The sequence below is a fragment of the Methanothermococcus sp. genome (assembly GCF_015523155.1).
Taxonomy (GTDB): Archaea; AGJL01; Methanococci; order Methanococcales; family Methanococcaceae; genus Methanofervidicoccus.
In genome coordinates this window covers 1-2322 of sequence record NZ_WAKW01000070.1, presented here as the reverse complement: position 1 = coordinate 2322, position 2322 = coordinate 1, and the positions used below count along the sequence as shown (strand labels likewise).

Sequence of the window (2322 nt, the reverse complement as noted above, 5' to 3'; positions counted from 1 at the left end):
TTTTCGCTCATCTGCCTATATCAGTTGATGATGGTTATATATTCACAAATATATAAACATTTATCATGATGGAGAATGAGGATATTATAGGAGTTTTTCTACCAGATATATAAGTGTTATGCTTTGATTAGAGAAATCAAGGAAAGATGGCATAATATATCCCTTCTGCAAAATAGTATAGATGTTTTAAAATGTGGTCTTAATAAAGAGCAAAGGTATAAGTGTAAAAACTGTGAGAAATTATTTAATGATTTAACAAACATATGAACATAGATTTCCACTTAGTAAAATGATATATATCTTGGCAAACATGCCTTATGAATCCACTAAAGAGATTTCTGAAAGAACATGGTAGGGATTATAAGGCTGTTTTGAATTTCGTCCATGAAGTTCAGGAAGTATCTGGAAAGAATACACCTACATTAGAAGGCATTATATGAATGGATGAAATATATCTCCATACAGGAGACAGGAGTTTAAAAAAAAGAACCTAAAAAAAAGAAGCTCAAAAGAGGAAGAACTGCAAAATCAGGAAAACTTCCAGTAATTACCACAGTAGTTAGAAAAACTAAGAAAGTTAGATTTACAGTCTTTGAGAATCTTAAAAGGTTCCATAAGAAATTCAAAGGGAGGTTTAAGGAGTATATTCATGAAAAACTAACAGTATATACTGATGAATATTCTATATATGAACCTTCCTTACATTTAGATGATATTGTAGATTTAACAAAATTAGTTCGTAATTTTGTAGCTCATCAACTTCGTTGATGAAGAGCATGAATTCGTAAATCATTCCAAACGGGAGTTTGCCCGTGAAGATGTTCATGTTAATAGCTGTGAGACCAAACACAGCTTTTTAAGAAGTATCTTAGTAAATACCATGGGGTTAGTTTTCAATGGTTGCAGGATACTTAGACCTGATAGCATTGAAATTGAATTATAAAGAGACATGGCTATCGATATTAATATAACCTATATAAGAACATGAGCGTAATTTTATTCAAAAGGTCTATTAATATTTATTGGATTAAGTATTTAAACAGTTGTTCAATATTAGTTAAATATCATCAAAATATTTGTAGTTTTTTAAGCAATAGTATCAACCTCACTTATACTTGTATTGTTGAAATAAACCCCTAAGACCTTTCCGATAACAACTAAAAAATAAAATATTACAAAGTCCTTAACATATTCAAAAAATAAGTATTTTAAATCAAACAAATAAAAGGGAATAAGTCCTATATGGATATAGATGTAAATTGGTATAAGTGAAATTAACATATAAATAAATACTAACCCCAATACAGCAAAATATTCAATAGAAATATATTTCTTTATATTTTTTGTAGGTTTTTCTTTTTTTAGGATGTTAAAAATAACTATGGGCATTACTATCAAAAATAAAAAGTATAAAGTTGCTACTATTTTATTAGAAAGTAAGGTAATGTATATAATTAATGGAAGATACTCGAAAATTGGAAGCATAACAAAAGGATAATATAAAGGGAGTAATAATGTGGAAGTCCCATATATCCAAAAATCTAAAAAAGAATAATAACTAACATAATCTAAAATACTCATTATAAACCCTAAAATGCCCATAAAAATTATAATAACTATATTTATTTTAATTCCTACTGAAATAATTGATTTAATGTCTTTCCAATAAGGTAGAGAATTATTTTTTATAATTAGCCCTATATATCCATATATTAAGATAGGAAATGGTAGTATAGAAAATAATAAAATTATTGTCAGCTGAGTAGAGTAATAGATTTGAAATAATCCTGTAGATATTAATACCATTATAAATTGAAAAAAATAACATATAGTTAATATAATTGCTCCAATAAAGACCTTTTTTATCTCTTTGAGTGGAAATAAAATTGGCTCTTTTATATAATTTTTTATAAAAGTTTCAATACTTTTAAAACTCATACATATCATCCTCAAAAAATAAAATAAAAAATTAAAATTTAAAATTATCCAATAATAAGTTCTTGATGTAATGGATTAGACCACAAAAGAAAACTCCCAATATTTTCCCAACTACCTATTGCTCTATCTCATGGATAAGGATATATAGTATAAAATGGAAATCCTACACTAGTATTCACATATTTATTTTTTATTAAATTTACACCTCCACCATAACAATTTGGATATCCTACATATTTCCATTTATTTTCATTTGGGTAGTATGAGTGTTTCTAAAATGAGCAATATTTTATATATTAAATATAATAAAAATATGTAGCGAAAATTTTATACGAGAATATATAATATTGGAGGTTTTTGATAACATTATAGAAAGTATAGAAT

The 2322-nt window shown here is 26.1% G+C and carries 3 protein-coding genes and 1 pseudogene; 2 read left to right on the top strand and 2 right to left on the bottom strand.

Annotation, left to right across the window (positions count from 1 at the left end; all coding sequences use genetic code 11):
* Positions 1-317: 317 nt before the first annotated feature.
* On the top strand, positions 318-440 hold the full coding sequence (locus tag F7B34_RS07180; RefSeq protein ID WP_292461151.1) for a hypothetical protein: 123 nt from the start codon (positions 318-320) through the stop codon (positions 438-440).
* A gap of 103 nt (positions 441-543) precedes the next feature.
* A pseudogene (locus F7B34_RS07835) lies at positions 544-639 on the top strand (hypothetical protein); the annotation flags it as partial.
* 43 nt (positions 640-682) lie between these two features.
* Here the strand turns inward: F7B34_RS07835 and F7B34_RS07175 are convergent.
* Together F7B34_RS07175 and F7B34_RS07170 are read right to left on the bottom strand one after the other, a co-directional pair.
* Entirely contained in the window at positions 683-826 is a 144-nt protein-coding gene (locus F7B34_RS07175) for a hypothetical protein (protein ID WP_292461150.1), read from the bottom strand.
* A 260-nt stretch (positions 827-1086) separates the two neighbouring features.
* Entirely contained in the window at positions 1087-1581 is a 495-nt protein-coding gene (locus tag F7B34_RS07170; RefSeq protein ID WP_292461149.1) for a hypothetical protein, read from the bottom strand.
* Between the last annotated feature and the right edge of the window lie 741 nt (positions 1582-2322).